At 44.7% G+C, this 20,233-nt stretch carries 19 protein-coding genes, 1 tRNA gene and 1 pseudogene; 11 read left to right on the forward strand and 10 right to left on the reverse strand.

Annotated elements, in window-relative coordinates; all coding sequences use genetic code 11:
* Nucleotides 1-5: 5 nt before the first annotated feature.
* Nucleotides 6-977 (forward strand): acetyl-CoA carboxylase carboxyltransferase subunit alpha, encoded by a 972-nt coding sequence (locus ICN48_RS11210; RefSeq protein ID WP_216153772.1) that lies wholly within the window; start codon nucleotides 6-8, stop codon nucleotides 975-977.
* Entirely contained in the window at nucleotides 943-2,256 is a 1,314-nt protein-coding gene (gene tilS, locus ICN48_RS11215) for a tRNA lysidine(34) synthetase TilS (protein ID WP_216153773.1), read from the forward strand. The genes ICN48_RS11210 and tilS overlap by 35 nt, the downstream gene beginning before the upstream one ends.
* On the opposite strand, the gene ICN48_RS11220 is transcribed toward tilS, so the two are convergent.
* Together ICN48_RS11220 and ICN48_RS11225 are read right to left on the reverse strand one after the other, a co-directional pair.
* Nucleotides 2,246-2,539, reverse strand: a complete 294-nt coding sequence (locus ICN48_RS11220) for a type II toxin-antitoxin system RelE/ParE family toxin (protein ID WP_216153774.1) — start codon at nucleotides 2,537-2,539, stop codon at nucleotides 2,246-2,248. The genes tilS and ICN48_RS11220 overlap by 11 nt on opposite strands.
* Complete coding sequence (locus ICN48_RS11225) at nucleotides 2,533-2,817, reverse strand: hypothetical protein (RefSeq protein ID WP_216153775.1); 285 nt, start codon at nucleotides 2,815-2,817, stop codon at nucleotides 2,533-2,535. Before ICN48_RS11225 ends, ICN48_RS11220 begins: the two co-directional genes overlap by 7 nt.
* A 171-nt stretch (nucleotides 2,818-2,988) precedes the next feature.
* On the opposite strand from ICN48_RS11225, the gene ICN48_RS11230 reads away from it, so the two are divergent.
* Entirely contained in the window at nucleotides 2,989-4,239 is a 1,251-nt protein-coding gene (locus tag ICN48_RS11230; RefSeq protein WP_216153776.1) for an aspartate kinase, read from the forward strand.
* Between the two features lie 72 nt (nucleotides 4,240-4,311).
* Nucleotides 4,312-4,406, forward strand: a tRNA-Ser gene (locus tag ICN48_RS11235).
* Between the two features lie 222 nt (nucleotides 4,407-4,628).
* Here the strand turns inward: ICN48_RS11235 and ICN48_RS11240 are convergent.
* Complete coding sequence (locus ICN48_RS11240; protein ID WP_216153777.1) at nucleotides 4,629-5,222, reverse strand: nitroreductase; 594 nt, start codon at nucleotides 5,220-5,222, stop codon at nucleotides 4,629-4,631.
* Nucleotides 5,212-5,679: a nuclear transport factor 2 family protein gene (locus ICN48_RS11245; protein WP_215360111.1), complete on the reverse strand. Its 468-nt coding sequence runs from the start codon at nucleotides 5,677-5,679 to the stop codon at nucleotides 5,212-5,214. The genes ICN48_RS11240 and ICN48_RS11245 overlap by 11 nt, the downstream gene beginning before the upstream one ends.
* 263 nt (nucleotides 5,680-5,942) lie before the next feature.
* Between ICN48_RS11245 and ICN48_RS11250 the strand changes: the two genes are divergently transcribed.
* Nucleotides 5,943-6,317 carry an HPP family protein gene (locus ICN48_RS11250; RefSeq protein WP_216153778.1) on the forward strand — a complete coding sequence of 125 codons (375 nt, stop codon included), beginning with the start codon at nucleotides 5,943-5,945 and terminating at the stop codon, nucleotides 6,315-6,317.
* A gap of 6 nt (nucleotides 6,318-6,323) precedes the next feature.
* Here the strand turns inward: ICN48_RS11250 and ICN48_RS11255 are convergent, their stop codons facing one another.
* The 6 genes from ICN48_RS11255 to ICN48_RS11280 are packed head-to-tail and all read right to left on the reverse strand — an operon-like array spanning nucleotide 6,324 to nucleotide 14,671.
* Nucleotides 6,324-6,833 (reverse strand): HPP family protein, encoded by a 510-nt coding sequence (locus ICN48_RS11255; RefSeq protein ID WP_216153779.1) that lies wholly within the window; start codon nucleotides 6,831-6,833, stop codon nucleotides 6,324-6,326.
* A 3-nt stretch (nucleotides 6,834-6,836) separates the two neighbouring features.
* On the reverse strand, nucleotides 6,837-7,745 hold the full coding sequence (gene ybiB / locus ICN48_RS11260; protein ID WP_216153780.1) for a DNA-binding protein YbiB: 909 nt from the start codon (nucleotides 7,743-7,745) through the stop codon (nucleotides 6,837-6,839).
* Nucleotides 7,746-7,752: 7 nt separating this feature from the next.
* On the reverse strand, nucleotides 7,753-10,593 hold the full coding sequence (locus ICN48_RS11265) for a nitrate reductase (RefSeq protein ID WP_216153781.1): 2,841 nt from the start codon (nucleotides 10,591-10,593) through the stop codon (nucleotides 7,753-7,755).
* Complete coding sequence (nirD, locus tag ICN48_RS11270; RefSeq protein WP_011902842.1) at nucleotides 10,586-10,936, reverse strand: nitrite reductase small subunit NirD; 351 nt, start codon at nucleotides 10,934-10,936, stop codon at nucleotides 10,586-10,588. Before nirD ends, ICN48_RS11265 begins: the two co-directional genes overlap by 8 nt.
* Entirely contained in the window at nucleotides 10,929-13,379 is a 2,451-nt protein-coding gene (nirB, locus tag ICN48_RS11275) for a nitrite reductase large subunit NirB (protein WP_216153782.1), read from the reverse strand. Before nirB ends, nirD begins: the two co-directional genes overlap by 8 nt.
* The gene (locus ICN48_RS11280) at nucleotides 13,376-14,671 is read right to left on the reverse strand and encodes a CmpA/NrtA family ABC transporter substrate-binding protein (protein ID WP_216863797.1); all 1,296 of its coding nucleotides are present in this window, start codon (nucleotides 14,669-14,671) and stop codon (nucleotides 13,376-13,378) included. The genes nirB and ICN48_RS11280 overlap by 4 nt, the downstream gene beginning before the upstream one ends.
* A gap of 151 nt (nucleotides 14,672-14,822) precedes the next feature.
* On the opposite strand from ICN48_RS11280, the gene cobA reads away from it, so the two are divergent.
* The 6 genes and pseudogenes from cobA (at nucleotide 14,823) to ICN48_RS11310 (ending at nucleotide 19,736) form a co-directional block, all read left to right on the forward strand.
* Nucleotides 14,823-15,626, forward strand: coding sequence for a uroporphyrinogen-III C-methyltransferase (cobA, locus tag ICN48_RS11285; protein WP_255539553.1), 804 nt, complete (start codon nucleotides 14,823-14,825; stop codon nucleotides 15,624-15,626).
* 20 nt (nucleotides 15,627-15,646) lie between these two features.
* On the forward strand, nucleotides 15,647-17,020 hold the full coding sequence (locus tag ICN48_RS11290) for a CmpA/NrtA family ABC transporter substrate-binding protein (protein ID WP_216153783.1): 1,374 nt from the start codon (nucleotides 15,647-15,649) through the stop codon (nucleotides 17,018-17,020).
* 15 nt (nucleotides 17,021-17,035) lie between these two features.
* Nucleotides 17,036-17,896: a nitrate ABC transporter permease gene (gene ntrB, locus ICN48_RS11295; RefSeq protein ID WP_071467218.1), complete on the forward strand. Its 861-nt coding sequence runs from the start codon at nucleotides 17,036-17,038 to the stop codon at nucleotides 17,894-17,896.
* Nucleotides 17,886-18,749, forward strand: coding sequence for an ABC transporter ATP-binding protein (locus ICN48_RS11300; RefSeq protein WP_215345032.1), 864 nt, complete (start codon nucleotides 17,886-17,888; stop codon nucleotides 18,747-18,749). The genes ntrB and ICN48_RS11300 overlap by 11 nt, the downstream gene beginning before the upstream one ends.
* Before the next feature lie 30 nt (nucleotides 18,750-18,779).
* Nucleotides 18,780-19,223: a cyanase gene (cynS, locus tag ICN48_RS11305; RefSeq protein ID WP_011902835.1), complete on the forward strand. Its 444-nt coding sequence runs from the start codon at nucleotides 18,780-18,782 to the stop codon at nucleotides 19,221-19,223.
* Nucleotides 19,224-19,311: 88 nt separating this feature from the next.
* Nucleotides 19,312-19,736: pseudogene (locus ICN48_RS11310) on the forward strand (PAS domain-containing protein).
* The last annotated feature ends 497 nt before the right edge of the window (nucleotides 19,737-20,233 follow it).

The raw sequence follows: 20,233 nt of genomic DNA on the forward strand, positions 1-20,233 counted from the left end.
AGACTATGAAAACGACTTTCCTGGATTTTGAGCAGCAAATCGCCGAATTAGAGTCAAAGATTGAAGAGCTGCGTTTTGTGCAAGATGAGTCATCGGTAGATATTTCCGATGAGATCAAAACGCTTTCTGAAAAAAGTCAGCAGCTTACCAAAGACGTTTACGCCAATCTCACGCCATGGCAGGTATCTCAAGTCGCGCGTCATCCGCAGCGTCCATACACATTAGATTATGTTGGCGCATTATTTACAGACTTTCATGAGCTGCATGGTGATCGTACTTTTGCAGATGATCAATCGATCATCGGTGGTTTAGCCCGTTTCGAAAATCAACCTTGCATGGTGATCGGACATCAAAAAGGCCGTGATACTAAAGAGCGTGCCCTACGAAACTTCGGCATGAGTCGTCCTGAGGGTTATCGCAAAGCAATGCGCCTCATGCGCCTGGCAGAAAAATTTGGCATCCCGGTATTTACCTTTGTTGATACGCCAGGTGCATTTCCAGGCATTGATGCGGAAGAGCGTAACCAGTCTGAAGCGATTGGGCGCAATCTATTTGTACAAGCAGAACTCGAAGTTCCAATCATCGCCACGATTATTGGCGAGGGTGGTTCTGGTGGTGCTTTAGCGATTGCGATGGGTGACGTAGTTCTGATGCTGCAAAACTCTACTTACTCAGTAATCTCACCTGAGGGTTGCGCTTCCATTCTCTGGAAGACGGCTGATAAGGCTCCAGAGGCTGCAGAGCAGCTGGGCCTCACGGCACAACGCTTAAAAGCATTGGGCCTCATTGACAAGATTGTGGCTGAGCCTATTGGTGGTGCGCATCGAGATTACGACAATATGATGAGCAATATGCGTAAAGCACTTGCAGAATCTTTAAAAACTTTTGACGGCATGAAGGTGGATGCATTACTGGAGCGTCGTCATGAACGTTTGATGAGTTATGGCAAGTTCAAGGAAATCACAGCAAAGTCCTAATCTAGGAAAGCGAATTGCGGTTGCCTTAAGTGGCGGCCTCGATTCGGTTGTATTGCTCGACACGGTTTGCAAAGCGCAAGCTAAAGAAGTAACGCAAAACAAAAACCAAACCAAGGACCAGATTTACGCTTTTCATATCCATCATGGCTTACAAAAGCCTGCTGATGAATGGCTGATCTTTTGCGAAACGCTGGCTAAAAAATATAAGATTCATTTTGATTTCAGACTTCTTCATCTCAGCACCGAAGAATCTCAAGGTAATATCGAGGCAAAAGCAAGGGCAGGGCGTTACGAAGCACTCGCCGACCTCTGCGAAGAATATGGCATCGAAGATTTACTCTTAGCGCATCACCAAAATGATCAAGCGGAAACAGTTCTCTTGCAGCTCCTGCGGGGCTCTGGCGTAGCTGGCTTATCTGGTATGCCAACAAGCAGGGGAGTTTCAAACAAACAAAGTCTCACCCTATGGCGGCCACTTTTAAATCAAAGTAGACAAGAGCTTGAGGCTTATGCAAAAGAGCATAAGCTTAAATGGATCGAAGATCCCAGCAATCAAGATACTAAGTACCGTCGTAATGCGGTTCGCAAAAGAATCATTCCAGCGCTCGAGAAGATTCAGCCAGAGGCATTGGCCAATATGGCACGTAGTGCAGAATTACTTGGGGAAGCGCAAACACTGCTTAACCGACTAGCAACACAAGATGGCAAAAGTATTCTCAACAAAGATCAATTGAAAGTAAGGCCATTACTAGCTCTTTCTAAAGATGATTTACCGGCAGCCAATAACGTATTGCGTTACTGGTTACAAACGCAACAATTAGCGATGCCATCTCAAGAGCGTTTGCAAGCTTGGTGGCGTGACCTTGCAAAAGTCAAAACAGATGCAAAACTGGAGTGGCTGCATGACGAGAGAAAAATCTACCTATGGCGTGGGGCACTGCAAGTATCTAATTCAGAGGAGGGGCGTTGGGTTCTCAAATCATTGCCAGCCAATTCCAAGCAAATGGGTCTTCCAGCGGATTGGGTAAAAACCGCCCAAGAGAACAATCAAATCACTCTTAGAGAGCGCCTAGGCTCTGAGAAGATTCAGATTAAGCATAAGACACCCCGTAAAACCCTCAAAAACCTCTATCAGGAGGCTGATATTCCACCCTGGGAGCGTCAGGCACCCTTGCTCTATATCAACGATGAATTGATCGCTGTAGCCGGAATTGGGCTGAGTTACCCGCATCTGACCTCGGTTGGTAACCGCGTTCTGCCGATATGGACTAAGGCGTAATCCCAGATTCTTTTTGATGGCGTATGGTGCAAATGAGCACGGCATTTTTAGCTTCATCAAAGCTATATAGCGCTACATAGCCAGACTTTCCGCGGGAGATGATTAATTCCCTGATATGGATATCGCAGGTGCGACCGATATAAGGGTGTTCTGACAATATCTGAATTGCACCCTCAATAATCTCTAACGTAGCTAGAGCAGCATTTTTGTCAATTGCAACTAAAAAGTCAGTAAGTCTCTCGAGATCTAATAGGGCTCTTGGGGAGAAAACAATTCTTACCAATTCGTAGCTTTCAAGGTTGACTTCTTGCCGGCAATACGTGCTTTTAAATGTTTGAAGACTTGATCCGCATCGTGTACTTTACCGTCTTGTAAAACCTCGTTGCGAGCATTGTTAGCGTCTTCAATAAAAGATCTTCGCAATTCCGCATTGATGCTTGCTTGCTTAATTGCTTCCACCATAAAGGCGTGAGTAGTAATGCCAAGATCTTTAGCCGCATTGGCTGCTCGGAGTTTGATTTCAGCGGTGAGTTTGAGGGAGGTCGTGCTTATAGGGCTCATGGAAGCTCCAAAGGAAACATTGAGGTAACACTTGAGTAACACCATGCTAAACCGGTCCTAATGCAAAGTCAACGAGTTGGGCTTAAGCCCTACAAAACCCTGTAAAATAGGCCCTTTTTAGAACTCCAAGGAATCATTTCCTTGTTACAGATAGTTAAATAGACGGTTTTTATGGCTCTTATCGTTCATAAGTACGGCGGCACCTCAATGGGCTCAACTGAGCGCATTGCCAACGTTGCCAAGCGCGTTGCCAAATGGATGCGCGCAGGCCACCAAGTGGTGGTTGTGCCCTCAGCCATGTCTGGCGAAACCAATCGCTTGCTTGGCCTTGCAAAAGAAATCAATCCTGATGCACATCCCCGTGAGCTTGATCAAATTGCATCGACTGGTGAGCAGGTTAGTTCAGGCTTGCTGGCACTGGCATTAATGCGCGAAGGTATTGACGCGGTGAGTTACGCAGGCTGGCAGGTAACTGTACATACTGACTCATCATTCACCAAGGCTCGTATTAAGAGCATTGATGACAAAAAAATCTTAGCAGACCTCAATGCAGGTCGTGCAGTTGTAGTTACTGGTTTCCAGGGTGTTGATCCAAGCGGCAACATCACTACCCTAGGTCGTGGTGGTTCTGATACCTCAGCAGTTGCCATGGCAGCAGCTCTGAAGGCCGATGAGTGCTTAATCTACACAGACGTTGATGGTGTTTATACAACTGACCCCCGTGTTTGCGAAGATGCACGTCGCCTAGACAAGATTACTTTTGAAGAGATGCTAGAAATGGCAAGCTTAGGTTCAAAGGTATTGCAGATTCGTTCAGTAGAGTTTGCAGGTAAGTACAAAGTTAAAACCCGGGTCCTGTCTTCTTTGACAGACCCGTTGATGCCTTTAGACCAAGAGATGAAGTCGGGCACCTTGATTACATTTGAAGAGGACAGCACTATGGAAGCCGCAGTTATTTCCGGCATCGCCTTTGCGCGTGATGAAGCGAAGATTACCGTTCTTGGAGTTCCTGATCGTCCAGGCATTGCATATCAAATTCTTGGCCCAATTGCGGATGCCAATATTGATGTGGATATCATCATTCAGAACCAATCTGTGGATGGTAAGACGGACTTCACATTTACAGTGCCACGTGCCGATTATCAAAAGGCTTTGGATATTCTGAGGAATACTGTTCAAGCGCACATCGAAGCAAAGGAAATTTCTGGTGATCCAAAGGTTTCCAAAGTTTCAGTTGTAGGCGTGGGCATGCGTTCACATGTTGGTATCGCCAGTAAGATGTTCCGCACTTTGTCAGAAGAGGGTATCAATATCTTGATGATCTCCACCAGTGAAATCAAGATCTCAGTGGTGATTGATGAGAAATACATGGAATTGGCTGTACGTGCCTTGCACAAGGCATTTGAACTGGACCAGAAGTAAGCTAAAAGCGCAATTAACCCCTCAGAAGCGGTTATCCGTTAAACTGTGGGGCGTTGTATAAGTAAGAAGTACGGAGACGTGGCCGAGCTGGTCGAAGGCACTCCCCTGCTAAGGGAGCATCGGGGCTAAAACTCTGATCGGAGGTTCGAATCCTCTCGTCTCCGCCAGTACTTTTGGTATTTTTTCTGTTTTTCACTATATGCATCAATGACTTAGCCCCATAACCGGGGCTTTTTCTTTATCACTCCCGCTTACCAGTACGCTTACCACTCAAGCAATATTTGATTCCGGATGTGTGGCTAATGCAATTTAAGCTAACGATTACTCAGCACACCTTGATGGCATGGTTAATTAATTGTTGAGAAGCTAAAAACGTTCAATAGATTCGGTTAGAAAACAGAACTATAAGAATTTGCATCAGGCCTTTGCTTATTGGGCTTATGAACCGAGATAGTGCCGATAGTGATGAAGCACAGAGGCTCCTCTTTATCCTTAAGTAAAAATAACTCCCTCATCTTTTGGCTGTATAGAGCCTTACCGCTTGATAGTCCTGAACCAAATCCTAAAGAATTAGCCATTAGTAAAATATTTTGAATTGCACATCCTGCGGAGATGAGTTTTTCTTGCTCGGGAATGTTGTCAAGTTCATTGTTCAGCTTAGCAGTTGCCAATAAAAGCAAGGGGCCTCGAAAAGCTTTCTGCTTTGCTTCATCAATTTGAGTTGGCGTTGCGCTTGGGTCTCTTGCTATGAGCGCGTCTGCAAACAAGTCGCCTAATAAATTACGACTTTCGGGGCTGACTTCATAAAAGTGCCAAGGCGTTACCTTTCCATGGTCGGGGGCGGCTCCAGCCGCATTCAGAATTTCTAATTTCTGGGGTAGGTTAGGGCCTGGTGCAATCAGTCTTTTAGGAGAAACATGCTGGCGACTATGGATCAGCGCATGAGCAAAGCCTCCGAGTGAATCTAAATTATCAGAAGCCAAAATCACTTAGTCCTGGATGGTCATCAGGTCTTCTTCCTAGGGGCCAAAAAAACTTTCGGTCAGATTCTTTAATGGGTAAATCATTGATGCTAGCGAAACGTCTCATCATGAAACCATTTTCATTGAACTCCCAATTCTCATTACCAAAGCTTCGCGACCAGTTACCAGAGTCATCATGACATTCGTAGGCAAAACGAACCGCAATGCGGTTATCTGTAAATGCCCATAATTCCTTAATCAGGCGGTAGTCAAGCTCCTTGGCCCATTTGCGGCGAAGAAACTCTTTTACTTGCTCTCTACCTTTTGGAAATTCAGCCCGATTTCGCCAAATAGTGTCTTCCGTATAAACCAAGGAAACCTTCTCGGGATCTCTGGTATTCCAAGCATCTTCAGCCATCCGAATCTTCTGAATAGCGGTTTCTTTAGTAAAAGGGGGTAATGGCAGTTTCTGTTCCATAATTCGCTTTATTGAGGGTTATATAGCTCTAAGGTTACACAAAAGACTTTATACAATATAGATAAATATGCCATTTTTGGTGCATTCACCGTTCAAATAGATGGAATTTTTTTCTGCAAAAATTATTTAAAAGCTTGATTGAGTATTTCAATAGGATTGCTCCACGACAAGACCAATATTCTTGGTTTGATAGGTTGCGAGTATCGATTGGTGTTGGCCTAACTATTTTTGCGATAGCCCTATTGAATCTTCTATGGGGTGATATGACTCAAGATGAGAACATGGTGACGGCAGTTTTTGGGGTCAGTGCTTTATGTATATTCCTATTTCCTAATAGTAAATTCTTCTCGCCCCTAGCTTTAATAGAGGCAAATCTATTAGCTTCCTGCGTAGCCTTCATTTGTGTTTATCTGATGCCATCGATTTCTGTGGGCATTCCATTCGCCGTCATTGGCACGATGTTTGGAATGTATTTGCTGGGGTGTATGCACCCGCCAGCGGTTTTCTTAAGTATTTTTATAGTAATGGCTGGAACTAATAGCTATGACTTTGCCTTGCATCCTGTTTTGGCCTACTCTCTTGTATTGACCTTGGCGAGTTTTTTAAATAAAGCTTTAATAAAGCGTTCGTTAGGCTAAGCTGTGCTACCCCCAAACACTCCAATCCTTGGATTGTGGTGAGGGTTCATTCCACTTCACTGGGTAATGCAGGGCTTTCCCGGGAGTGAGGCGACTCCAGATGGCTGCTACAACCGCAAGAATTGTCACCCCTACCAAGACTACTACTACGAGATGGCCAAAGCCAGCGTGCGCCTGGATCATGATAAGTGGATTTGCACCAGCTGGCGGATGTACAGTTTGTGTAAGCAACAAGACTGCCAAAGTAATTACCTCCGCAAGCAAGTAAACCCATAAAGCATCATCAAAGAGCTGGTAGCAGACAATACCAATAAGTGCGCTGATGAGGTGCCCGCCAAATAAAGCTCTTGGCTGTGCTGCAGGAGCGCCAGTCAAGCCAAACAGAAATATCGTAGAGCCACCCAGTGATGCAAGCAGTAATGGTGATGCCGGTGGTTTTGTAACAATTAAAGCCAATCCAAGTGCAACCATTGCGCCTAGCGAAACCCATGCCAAACGTTTAACTATTTTAAGCATGACTTAGTGTAATCCAGCCATCGTAGATATTTGAATGGCTTGCCTGAGAATTGAGCTCGGACATTTGACTTGCCCAGATAGAATTTGCTCGGTAACGGATGCCGTTGAAATGGCGTCAATCTCTAAAAAAGGACTGAGATCTTCAAAGCGCTCTTCGGGGGTTGTCATTTCATTCGCATTTGGAAGCAAAAAATGCATTTCTGGCAATCGCTGCAGAGAAGCGGTTGGCTCACCCTCGCTTCCCCTCATCAAAATTGCATTTGCTGAGCGAAGTTGAAAAAATTCTCGTAGTTTTTCTGGATATTCTGGATGGGTGTAGTTGGAAACTTGCCAAGGCTTCTGAAGGGTTGGATTAATGAGTTTTGCCAATACATGACCAGTATTCCGCAGACCAATTCTTTCCCTGATATCTAATAATTTTTGAAGGGCTGGGGAAATAACATTAAGAGGGCAAAAGATCGGTTGATTCAATGCCAGGAGGGCGCCAAATTCATCTTTGGTCTCGAGAATTGGCCAGCCAAGAGACTTAAAAATTTCATGGCTTGTTACCCTGGTTAGATCTTTTTCGACCCCCTGAACAAGCACTGTAAAACCATAACTAGACAGCATGCCAGCAAGAAGTGGCGTTAAGTTTGCTTGTTTTCTAGCCCCGTTATAACTTGGTAAGACTATGGTGGGTCGTGTGCCAAGATTGAGTAAATTCAGATGCGGTTGTAGGGCGTCCATAAAGCCCATGAGCTCAGAGACAGACTCGCCCTTGATGCGCATAGCAATACAAAATGCACCCAGCTCTAGATCGCTGACATTGCCATCTAGAATTTGTGTGAAGACTTCTTTTGCCTGATAATGATCAAGGTGGCCGGCGCCTTTGCTGCCTCGGCCAATGACTTTTAAGAATGATGTGATGCTCATTGGAGGATTATGCCGCTACTTCCACTTTCTTGAGAAAGCTGACAATAATTTGCTTGACTTCGGGTTTGCAGGAACCACAATTGGTTCCACATTGCGTTTCAGATTGAAGAGAGGTCATGGCGTCTTCGGGGGAGGTTCCTGCTGGCATCTTGCTTAAGCATTGCTTCATTGTGTCTGCAGATACATTAAAGCAATTACAAATTGCCTTACCTTTGGGTTTAATTTCTATAGGGGGTTTGCTGACAGGCATCAACAAAGACCGACCAAGGGCTTTTGCATCTAAGCCGCTTTCTAGGTACTCTCTTAACCAGGTAGTGCTTGCTAGGCTTTCAATGGAGCCAGTCAGCATTGCAGATAGAACCTTCTCTTGAGCGCGAACAAGTCGTACTACGCCTCTGCGCTTATCGATATAGCGCATCACGGGCTCTCCAGATTCCTCATCCAACTTAAATTTACGTATTATTTGCTTTAAAGCTTGCGCGGCAAGAGAGTCTGATTCTTCTAGCGGGTCATCGTGGTGGGCGGCCTTGAATGAAATCCCAATGAGGTCACCATCCTGCTCTCTACCAAATAGAACGCATTGGGCGGAATCGAAATGAGGCAAGATACTGCGCAAACTGTTTTGAGCAGAAAATACCTCATCTTTTGGAAATAAACCAAATGCCACTAATTGCCAAGGAAGATTAGCGGGCAAAATCTTGACGGCTGAATGTTTCAGTTCGGGCTGACCGGATACAGGGTCGATCATGTTGCAAGTAAGGCCGTTGACTCCGCGGCCCGGTGTTTTACCAGCAGCGCCTGAAATAAATTCAGAACCCCAGTGCATGGCAATAAAGGCTTGCGAGGAGGCGATATCGTCTGAGACTTTGATTGGGAAGATCTCACTACCCCTGCGACTGGTGACATGAACTAAATCACCATTTTCTAAATTCATCCTGCCAGCATCTTTGGGTGACATCTCCACACAAGGCTCTGGTGCATGTCCATAAAGTGTTCCAATGGTTCCCGTTCTACTCATCCCATGCCATTGATCTCTAAGGCGCCCAGTATTTAAGGCAAATGGGTAGCGAGCATCTACAGATTCTGCGGTTGCTTTATAGGGTGCAGCAATAAAGTGCGCTTTTTTATCTTTGGTAGGAAAAACGCCATTTTCATAAAGACGTTTTTTGCCAAAGAAATCTCCTTTGGGCATAGGCCATTGCTGTGGTCCGCGTTCCTCAAGGATTTTGTAGCTTAAACCAGTAATATCGAGATCGCGACCGGCTGTACTCTCACGATGCTCATTCCAAATATCCTCAGGTCCGGCGTAAGGAAATAGAGTGGATGTTCCTTCCTTTCTATTGCCTGGTAATAGCGCTTCAAGAGCTATTCCAATTTCAAGAGCGATCTGCCAATCATGTTTAGCAGACGCATAGGGATCAATTGCGGGATTTACTTTGGAAATTCTTCGTTCTGAATTTGTAACTGCCCCCACTTTTTCTGCCCAGGTAGTGGCGGGCAACAACACATCTGCATACAGGGTGGTGGCTGTATGCGCATAAGCTTCCTGCACTACAACAAATTCTGCTTTACTTAATCCCTCGTGAACTGCATTGAGATCAGGCATTGATTGTGCAGGGTTTGTACAGACAATCCATATGGCTTTTAGTTTTTCAGTACGCAATGCCTCAAACATGGGAATGGCACTAAGACCTGGCTTTTCGGGAACTGAATCCACCCCCCACAGGTTTGCAACTTCTGCACGATGTTCTGGGTTGGCAAGATCACGGTGTGCGGATAGTAGATTGGCTAAACCTCCAACCTCCCGGCCACCCATGGCATTGGGTTGTCCAGTCAAAGAGAATGGGCCAGCACCAGCCTTTCCTATTTGACCGGTGGCCAAGTGTAGATTTACTAAAGCAGCATTCTTGGCTGTACCTGATGCTGATTGATTTAATCCCTGGCAGTACATCGATAGGGTTGCGGGAGAAGTTGCAAACCATTGCGCTGCTTGGAACAAGTCTTTTTCGTTAATGCCACAGATCTGGCTAACTGCCTTGGGCGTGAAATCTCTAACCAAATCACGTAGCGCATCAAAATCCGCCGTATACGAGTTGATATAAGACTCATCAATCCATTTCTCCCAGAGCATGATGTAAAGCATCCCGTGATAGAGGGCAACATCAGTACCAGGTTGTATCTGTAGGTAGAGATCAGCTTCTTTGGCGGTATCGGTTTTTCTGGGGTCAACAACAATAACTTTGAGATCCGGATTATTTTTACGGGCATCCTCAAGACGTCTATACAAAATCGGATGAGCAAAAGCGGTATTTGATCCCGTAATAAAAATAGTGGATGCAGAATCAATATCTTCATAGCAACAGGGTGGGGCATCCATCCCCAAGGTTTGCTTGTAGCCAGCTACCGCACTAGACATACATAGGCGTGAGTTGGTATCAATATTGTTAGAGCCAATCAAGCCCTTCATTAACTTATTGAAGATGTAATAGTCTTCGGTCAGTAATTGACCAGACACATAAATGCCAACAGATTCTGGACCATGCTCTTGAATGATGTCAGCAAATTTTTGGGCAACAGTTTGAATTGCCTCGGGCCAAGAAATATCTACCGGCTCTTCACCCCTTGTTTTGCGGATGGCTGGTGAACCCAGCCGAGCCTGTATCTGAAGGCTTGGGTTTGCAGTGAGATGAAGGGTGGAGCCTTTACTGCAGAGTCTGCCAAAGTTTGCAGGATGATCGGGGTCGCCGCGAACCCCGGTTACCTCGATCTTTCCGTTACTTTCTGCGGTTTCAATAATGACGCCACAGCCAACACCGCAATAGCAACAGGTGCTCTTAACTTCAGCCATGAGTAGCTTGCAATTCCTCGCGGCTTAGCCAAACCACACCAGACTCTACTTTGACTGCAAAGGATTTAGCACAGCCTTCATCTGGGGCAACTGCACAGCCAGTGGAGAGATCTATATTCCAGGAATGCAGTGGACAGGTTACAGATTTTCCATGGACAATGCCCTGAGACAGGGGGCCACCCTTATGCGGGCACTTATCCAATACGGCAAATACTTCGTCTTCTGAATTTCTGAAAATAGCTATTTGACCAGCTGGCGCTTCAATAACCCGAGATCCCAGAACAGGAATCTCATCAACTGTTGTGATTTTTTGCCACTGATCAAGTTGGGCGGTATTAGACATTTCCAACCTCGACAATAGGGATGGTTTTAAATTGACGAACATCTACACCAGCACGTTCAAAGTCTTTCCAGGGATCTGGAGCATCTTTTAGATCAAACAGCAGTCTTTCGTAGAGAGCTTTACGACTTTCAGCATCGTCGACCACTTTTTGCTTAATGTATTCCATGCCAACTCTTGCCAAGTAATGGACAGTTCGATCCAAATACCAAGCTTCTTCGCGGTACAGCTGTAAGAAGGCACCAGAATATTCACGAACTTCCTCATCAGTTTTAACTTTACAGAGAAATTCCGCTACTTCAGTTTTAATGCCGCCGTTACCACCAATATAGAGTTCCCAGCCAGATTCAACACCAATGATTCCAACATCTTTGATGCCAGCTTCTGCGCAGTTTCGTGGGCAGCCAGATACTGCAAGCTTCACTTTGTGAGGTGCGTACATACCAAAGAGCATTCTCTCTAGATCTACGCCCATTTTCATGGAGGACTGGGTACCAAAACGACAGTGCTCATCACCAACACAAGTTTTCACTGTGCGAATTGATTTGCCATAGGCATGACCTGACGGCATATCCAACTCTTTCCAAACCGCTGGGAGATCATCCTTCTTGATGCCAAGTAAGTCAATTCGTTGGCCGCCAGTGACCTTCACTGTGGGCACTTGGTATTTCTCAGCAACGTCAGCAATTCTTCGTAGTTCAGAAGGAGTAGTTAGACCACCAAACATCCGCGGAATAACTGAGTAGGTGCCATCTTTCTGGATATTGGCATGAGCACGTTCATTAATGAAGCGGGATTGTGGATCATCTTTTGCTTCATGTGGCCATGTGGAGATCAAATAATAATTTAAGGCAGGGCGACAAGTCGCGCAACCGTTAGGTGTTCTCCAATTCAGCTCGGTGCGAACTTGCTCTTGAGAAATTAAGTGACCGGAGCGTATGGCTTGACGAATTTCATCATGAGAAAGATCGGAGCATCCACAAATTGATTTCTTTCTAGGGGTTGCTGAATAGTCTGTGCCAAGAACATTCATCAGCACTTGCTCAACTAGGCCTGTACATGAGCCACAGGAGCTGCTTGCTTTAGTACATTTCTTCACTTCATCTAGTGTGAATAGACCCTGTTCGCGAATAGCCTTGACAATGGTGCCTTTGGTAACCCCGTTGCATCCGCAGATTTCATCTGCATCAGTCATTCCGGCCGCTTTATTGTGACCTTGATGGCCAACATCACCAATATTAGATTCACCAAACATCAATGTGTCACGAATTTCTGCAATGCTTTGTTCGTCACGCATGAGCTTGAAATACCAAGTACTGTCTGCTGTATCGCCAAACATGCAGGCGCCAATTAAACGATCATCTTTTAAAACTAATTTTTTATACACGCCACCAATAGGATCGGCTAGAGTAATTTCTTCAGTGCCTTCGCCTCCCATAAAGTTTCCAGCGGAGAAGAGATCAACACCCGTTACTTTCAGTTTTGTTGACGTTACGGAGCCCTCATAGCGACCGATACCGTGTTCGGCAAGGTGATTTGCACAAACCTTAGCCTGCTCAAATAAAGGCGCAACTAAACCATAGGCAGTTCCTCGATGGCTTGCGCACTCGCCAACTGCATAGACTCTTGGATCAAACGTTTGCAAAGTATCGTTAACAACGATACCTCTTTGGCAATGTAAACCTGCAGATTCGGCTAAAGCTGTATTGGGCTTAATGCCCGCCGCCATAACAACTAAGTCAGCCGGTATTTCTAGCCCACCTTTAAAGCGGATATGGCCGACACGATCGCCGGTGGCATTAGGGGTAATTGCCTCGGTAGAAGTTTTCAGTAAAAACTTAAGACCCTTTTCTTCCAAGGATTTTTGTAGTAAATCAGCCGCTGTTTTATCTAGCTGTCTTTCCATCAACCATTCAGCCAGATGGACCACAGTCACACTCATACCCCTGAGAGCCAAACCATTTGCAGCTTCTAGACCAAGTAGGCCGCCACCAATGACAACGGCATTTTTGTAACGCGTTGCCACATCAATCATCTCATTGGTATCTTTGATATCACGATACGCAATCACGCCAGGTAAATCATTTCCTGGAACAGGCAAGATGAATGGCAAAGAGCCGGTAGCCAGTAATAAGCGATCATAGCTTTCAACAGTGCCATCATCGGCAATAACCGTGCGCTCTTTGCGATCAATCTTAGTTATGGTTTTGCCAAGATGAAGATGGATGCCATTGCTCTTGTACCAATCAAGGTCATTTAGAACAATTTGCTCAAGAGTCTGTTCGCCTGCCAATACTGGGGACAGCAAAATGCGGTTGTAGTTGGGATGGGGTTCAGCACCAAAGATGGTGATGTCATAAAGCTCTGGGTCGAGCTTTAATAGTTCCTCGATGGTCCGAACGCCGGCCATCCCATTGCCAATCATGACGAGTTTTTGTTTTTTCATGCTTTGATCTTGAAGCTATCTGCATAAGCAGCAGGGTTGGAGCCATTCCACACAACACCATCAAATAATTTGCTGGAGCGCATATCGCTTTTTGGTAGTGGTGTCTTTGAAGCAGTAGCAGCCTCTTTGTAAAGCGCAATGTTGTTTACTTTTTTTGCTACAGCCAAGTAATCTGGGTGCTCTTTGAGTAAACCCCAGCGCTTGTGCTGAGTCATAAACCACATGCCATCAGATAGGTAGGGGTAATTAGCCATACCATCGTTATAGAATTTCATCGCATGGGGATCATCCCAAGTTTTGCCGATACCGTTGTTATAGCGACCCATCATGCGGTCTTGAATCACACTAACATCAGTATTGACAAATGAAGGTGCAGCTACAACTTCCGCAGTTGCATGCTTATTCGAAGTCGATGCATCAATATATTTTCCAGCCTCTAATATTGCTGCCGTAACTGCGCGACAAGTATTGGGATACTTCTTGGCAAAGTCGGAGGTTGTTCCTAAAGCCTTTTCTGGATGATCTTGCCAGATTGCTTGTGTAGTAATGGCTGTAAAGCCAATGCCGTCAATGATTGCGCGGGCATTCCAGGGTTCACCTACGCAATAGCCATCCATATTTCCGCTACGCATATTCGCGACCATTTGTGGGGGCGGAACGGTGATAATTTTTGCGTCTTTAAATGGATTAATGCCATAGTTCGCTAACCAGTAGTAAAGCCACATAGCGTGTGTACCAGTTGGGAAAGTTTGCGCAAAAGTGTAGTCACGCTTTTCTTTATCCATGAGCGCTTTAAGACTGGCGCCATCACTTACACCTTTTTGATAAAGCGCTTTTGATAAGGTTATTGCCTGACCATTATTATTTAGAGACATCAGAACTGACATATCTTTTTGTTGGCCACCAATACCCATCTGCAATCCATAAACTAAACCATAGAGGATGTGAGACATATCATTCTCGCCATTTACAAGCTTGTCACGGATTGCAGCCCATGACGCTTCTTTAGTGGGGATGATCTTAACGCCGTACTTCTTATCTAGACCAAGATGGTTAGCCATGACAACCGATGAGCAGTCTGTAAGGGCAATGAAACTGACCTTTACATCCGTATTCTCAGGGGCGTCGGAGCCTGCTGCCCAAGCTCCCGCTTTAACCATTGGGTCTATTAAGGACAGAATGCTGGCAGAGCCAATGCTTTGGATAAGTTTGCGACGCGTAGGATTCGCATCAGCAACAGTCGGGGTAGTAGCTTCTGGTAATAAACCGCTAATGCTTGTTTTCTCTTTCATGCTGAGCTCCTTTAGTCGATAACTAACAATAAAGAAGTTATGAGTCCCGAGATAAGATTGGTGGCTCAGTATTGGTGCACTAAATCAAAGCATGGGCACTTTTGGTTCACACAGAGAATTTAGGGCTATTGCTGACTGTTACAAATGATGCATGGAACAAATTGCACCAATAGCAGTTAAAACACCCAAATTAAATGGGGCGTTGCCTGGCGTCTACCTTATTGGTGCTGGGCCTGGAGCCTCTGATCTCATTACTGTTCGGGGCTCAAGAATTTTGGCTCAGGCAGACATTGTTTTTTATGACGCACTCATTGATATTTCTATGTTGGAGTGGTGTCCTAGCACTAGGTTGGTGCAGGTAGGCAAAAGATGCGGATCGCATTCAAGCTCTCAGCACTTCATCAACAAGCAATTGGTGGATGCTGCAGGTAAGTACTCAGTAGTTGTGCGCTTAAAAGGCGGAGATCCAATGATCTTTGGTCGTGCACAGGAAGAGATTGATGCTCTTGAGAAAGCAAACGTGCGCTATGAGATTGTTCCAGGCATCACTACTGCCTTAGCGGCCTCGGCAGAATTAAAGCAGCCTCCAACTACGAGAGAGTTAAGTAGAACCCTGACGCTGACTACACTTCCAGGCCGTTGTGCACACGAAGATCATAAAACCGCTATTTACTATATGGCGCGTGATCAGCTATCTGAGGTTGCGACAACATTGATTGCTCAGGGCTACACGGTAGATACCCCTGTTTGCTTGATGGAATCAGTTAGCCTGCCAACGCAACGTAGCTTTGGCTGCACATTAGATGAATTGCGCTTTGGTGATGTTCATCATCATTTTTTAGATAAGCAACCTGTTGTGGTGATGGTCGGAGAGGTTTATAGAAAAAAACTGCATACGCTTATCCCATTAATCGAGTCACAAAATCATTTCAACGTATTTCAAGCGGCATCTTAATTACTTACTAGGAGCTATAAATGAATTCATATCGTCCTTTTGATCCAGATAGACCTCTGTTTAGCAACCGCTGCAGCTGTGGACATCATGCATCTGAGTTAGATCATGCAAACTCGCTTTCAGCAATGATGGATGCCGAGCAGCAAAGCGCAGATTTTGTTGAGGCCAGCTTAGTTAAGGCTCTTTTTCCTCAAGAAGATCGTAGACGCGCGTTTTTAAAGGCTGTTGGAGTAGGTGGAGCAATGAGCGCTCTCTCGGGCTTCTTGCCGGTAGGGTCCTTGCAGGCAATGGCGCAAGAAAAAGCGCCATTAGAAAAACCAGACCTAAAAATTGGCTTTATCGCAATTACTTGTGCGACTCCACTCATCATGGCTGACCCACTAGGTTTTTATAAAAAACAAGGCCTGAACGTTACGCTTAATAAGACCGCAGGTTGGGCTTTAATTCGTGACAAGATGCTCAATAAAGAGCATGATGCCTCACACTTTTTATCACCAATGCCGATCTCAATGTCAATGGGCTTGGGTTCTGATCCTTCTCAGATGCGTGTGGCCACAATTCAGAACGTGAATGGTCAGGCTATTACGTTAGCTAACAAGCACAAAGATAATCGTGATCCGAAAAACTGGAAAGGCATGAAGTTTGCTGTTCCATTCGAATACTCAATGCATAACTTCTTGCTGCGTTATTACGTAGCTCAAGCTGGCTTAGATCCAGATAAAGATATTCAGATTCGCGTTACACCTCCACCAGAGATGGTGGCTAATTTACGTGCCGGAAATATTGATGGTTTTTTAGGGCCTGATCCATTTAACCAGCGCGCAGTGTATGACGAGGTCGGATTTATACACATTCTGACTAAGCAGATTTGGGACGGTCACCCTTGCTGTGCTTTTGGAACCTCAGAAGATTTTATCCGCAAGAATCCAAATACCTTTGCAGCCCTCTATCGTGCAGTCTTAAATGCTTCAACGATGGCGCGTGATCCTGCGAATAGACCTTTAATTGCTAAAGTAATTTCTACGCCAAATTACCTTAACCAGCCAGAGACAGTTGTAATGCAAGTTCTCACTGGTAAGTTTGCAGATGGTCTAGGCAATGTGCAAAACGTACCAGATCGCATCGACTTTAACCCAATTCCTTGGTACTCCATGGCAACCTGGATGTTGACCCAAATGCAGCGCTGGGGCTATGTCAAAGGCGATGTGAATTACAAGGACATCTCTGAAAAAGTATTCTTGTTGACCGACGCTAAAAAGTATATGGGCGAGACTGGCATTGCAGTTCCACCATTAGCTAAAGTGGGATACAAAAAAGACAAGATTATGGGTAAAGAGTTTGACCCTAGTCAGCCAGCAGCCTATTTGAAATCTTTTCAAACTAATAAAGCATGAATGTAAGGTAAATGAATGAAAACAGTATCAATTAAGGTTAAAGGCGCAATTCTATCGGTTGTGATTTTGCTCATGTGCTTATTTATCTGGCATATGGCGACAACACAAAAAGTTACACCGCCGCCAGGAGTATCAACTAGTTCTAGTGAGTACAGCAGTCTCATGGGTCAGGGTGGTAGTGATCCTGTTCAAAAAACTGGATTCCCAACCTTAACGCAAATGGGGGAGACTATCTATAAGCAGTTATCACACCCTTTTTATGACAATGGCCCAAACGATAAGGGAATAGGTATTCAACTTGCTTATTCTTTGGCGCGTGTTGCCTTAGGATTCTTGTTGGCGATGATTGTCGCTATTCCGTTTGGATTCTGGATTGGCATGTCACCATTAGCTTATGAGGCATTTAATCCTTTCATTCAAATCCTAAAGCCGATTTCGCCATTGGCTTGGATGCCTATTGCGCTTTACACCATCAAAGACTCTGCGATTTCTGGAATTTTTGTGATCTTTATTTGTTCCATATGGCCAATGCTCCTAAATACAGCATTTGGAGTTGCCAATGTGCGTAAGGAATTATTAAACGTTGCCAAGACATTAGAGGTTTCTCCTTTACGTAAAGCATTCTTAGTCATTCTTCCTGCGGCTGCACCAACTATTTTGACTGGTATGCGCATCTCTATGGGCATTGCCTGGTTAGTGATCGTTGCTGCTGAGATGCTTGTTGGTGGCACTGGAATTGGTTACTTCTTATGGAATGAGTGGAATAACCTATCGCTATCCAGCGTTATTTTTGCAATTCTTTTAATTGGTATTGTTGGAATGTTGCTAGATACAGCATTTGGCAAGTTACAAAAGGCGGTTTCATATGCAGATTGAAAATACATTCCTCAAAGTTTCAAACCTCAGCAAGTCGTATAAAGCTGACGCACCTCCAGTATTTGAAGGAATAGATTTTGAAATCGAAAAAGGAGAGTTTGTTTGCATCATCGGTCACTCCGGATGTGGCAAAACCACTATTTTGAATGTGCTTGCTGGTCTTGAAGAAGCCACTGGCGGCGATGCCATCATGCTTGGTAAGCGTATTCAGGGCCCCGGTTTAGAGCGTGGCGTTGTATTCCAAGGGCATGCCTTAATGCCGTGGATGACAGTACTGCAGAATGTGGCTTTTGCAGTGAAGTCAAAGTATCCCGATTGGTCAAAAGAGCAGATTACTGAGCATTCCAAAAAGTATCTGGCGATGGTCGGCTTGGTAAATGCTGAAAATAAAAAACCATCTGAATTATCTGGCGGTATGAAGCAAAGGGTTGGTATTGCAAGAGCCTTTGCAATTGAGCCAAAAATGCTACTACTTGATGAACCATTCGGAGCCTTGGATGCGCTAACTCGCGGAGTTATTCAGGATGAGCTTCTCAAAATTTGCAAAGAAACAAATCAAACTGTATTTATGATCACCCATGATGTTGATGAGGCAATCTTGCTTTCTGACAAAATTATGCTGATGAGCAACGGCCCTAATGCACGTATCGCTGAAATCGTTGTCAACACTTTGCCCAAAGGAAGAAAGCGGGCCAATTTACATCATGATGCTATGTATTACCCAATGCGAAACCATTTAGTAGATTTTCTAGTCAATCGATCAAAGGATCTACAGGTAAAAGGTGCTAAGGGTGAGTTGGATGGTTACAAGCCGGTAATAGTGCTTCCAGGCGTTGATGCGGTTGTTGCTTAATACACTAAAACTTAAAACTAGGAGAAAAAAATGGATCGTTCAGTAGTTACACAAAAAATTATCGAAGCCAAAGTTCGCAATGGCATGAAGTGGAGTGATATCGCAAAAGCAATAGGCGAATCAAAGGAGTGGGTTACTGCAGGCTGTTTAGGTCAGATGACCTTTACTAAGGTGCAAGCTGAAGCTGCTGGTAAGTTATTTGATTTGACTGATGAAGAGATGGCTTGGTTGCAAATTGTTCCTTATAAAGGATCTCTGCCAACCGCCGTTCCAACGGACCCGTTGATCTATCGTTGGTATGAGATTGTCAGCGTTTATGGAACCACTATTAAAGAGTTAATTCATGAAGAGTTTGGCGATGGCATTATGAGTGCAATCGATTTCTCAATGGATATCCAGCGCGAGCCTGATCCTAAGGGCGATCGTGTTCAAGTAGTGCTGTCAGGTAAGTACCTTTCTTACAAGACTTACTAAAAATATAATCGCACCCTAGAACCACCTTCGGGTGGTTTTTTATTGGGGTATTCTTAGCGACAACTTACTAAAAAAATTGAGATTAAATATGTCAGGCATTATAGATTTTAAGGCGCTCGTTAGTCAGATTGGCGAGGCTGTAATCATTTCTGATCGGGATGAAAATATCTTGTTTTGGAATGTTTCTGCTGAGCGTATTTTTGGCTACGGTTCGGCAGAGGCTGTGGGGAAAACCCTCAGTATTATTACGCCTGAACGTTTTAGGGAAGGCACTCTAAAGGGTATTTCCACACCATACAGACTGGTGTAACAAAGTATGGAAATACTTTGTTAAGAGTTCCTGCGATGCATAAGGATGGGCGTTCTATCTCCATTGCTTTTTCAGTAAGCATGCTTTTTGATGATAAAAAACAACCCATTGCCATAGCTGCGATTGTCCGAGATGAAACTGAACGTTTTCAAGAAGAGCGTAATTTGAAGGTCAAACTGGCAGCATATGAGAGAAGCGAGTAAGACCCCAATGCTAAGGTTGCTATAAATCTGCTAGATTTAGCTCTTTTGTTTCTCCTTCGCCATTGCTTATGCCCATAATGGGCTCACCATCCCGCTTACCAGTGAAACATGGATTTTAGTAAGTTTGAATGGATTACTCGGGAGTAGAGTCTACCTTCTAAGCCATATGGGCAAGGGGTTTAATGGACATTGGTAGGTTTTACAGGAGGGTCAAAATCTAGATCTCGTCTCCGCCAGCACTTTTGGCATTTTTTTCTTCTTTTTACTATACGTATCAATGACTTAGCCCCCTAACCGGGGCTTTTTCTTTACTACTCCCGCTTACCAGTACGCTTACCACCCAAGCAATGCTTGTTTTAGGATGCTCTAGGGAAGCGCAGATTAAATCAAAATTAGCCTGAAGAGCGCCGCAAAAATATCCCCATATTTAATTTTTACGAAGACAGTCTGATTTTTCTAAGATTTGGCGCTAATTTCCCTTCTCTGAGTTGCCCGTA

It is taken from the genome of Polynucleobacter sp. JS-Safj-400b-B2 (assembly GCF_018881975.1).
Lineage (GTDB): Bacteria > Pseudomonadota > Gammaproteobacteria > Burkholderiales > Burkholderiaceae > Polynucleobacter.